Below are 719 nucleotides of genomic sequence, written 5' to 3'. Positions count from 1 at the left end.
TTAGCTGACGGTGTTGGGCTGGGCGGACAGGAGGGTTTGGGACCAGCCGTTGGTGTCGACGGTGCCGTGGCCGGTGATGTCGTCGCCGTTGCCGTCGTGGGGGTTGAGGTCGCGGTAGCGGTAGAGGGCTCCGTTGGGCAGGTGGCCGTAGTAGACGCCGGCGCCGGGGGACATCAGGTGGCTCATGCCGTCCCAGGTGGCGTCTTTGAGCTGGTAGCGGTTGTAGCTTTCGATGCCGTTGATGCGGTAGGACAGCAGTAGTCCGGTGTCGGTGGTGCCGAGGATCCAGTTGGTGGCGGTGGTGGTGAGGGATTTGAGGGTGAAGCCTCGGCCGATGAGGGCGCTTCCGGAGATGTTGGCGCTGGTGGGTTTGGCGGTGTTGATGGCGTAGCGGCGTAGGACGCCGTCGGCGATGCCGAAGAGGTAGGTGCCGTCGAAGGCGAGGAGGTCGTGGGTGTAGCCGTTGGCGAGGTGGATGGGGGGTTCGAAGGACAGGCTGTTGTTGTTGGTGATGATGTCGACGCGGTAGAGCTTGCCTTCGGGGCCGTCCTCGGTGACCAGGAGGGTGTTGAAGTTGAGGGTGACCATGGCTTTGGGGGTGAATCCGAGGGTGGCGGTGGAGACCACGTTGCCGTGGGTGCGCCGGCCGGTGGCCGCGTCGATCGCGGCGTAGGTCAGTCGCCCGTCGGGCTGCACCCCGTACACCGAAACCTTGCCCG

The 719-nt window shown here is 65.5% G+C and carries 1 protein-coding gene; it reads right to left on the bottom strand.

Annotated features, from left to right (window positions below; all coding sequences use genetic code 11):
* The coding region (locus ABD817_RS39435) for a hypothetical protein (RefSeq protein WP_344923574.1) at window positions 1–719 on the bottom strand (719 nt) is incomplete at its 5' end.

It is taken from the genome of Streptosporangium oxazolinicum, assembly GCF_039537505.1.
GTDB classification, from domain to species: Bacteria; Actinomycetota; Actinomycetes; order Streptosporangiales; family Streptosporangiaceae; genus Streptosporangium; species Streptosporangium oxazolinicum.
Note: the sequence above shows the minus strand (reverse complement) of the source record. Positions and strands in the feature narration are given on the sequence as shown.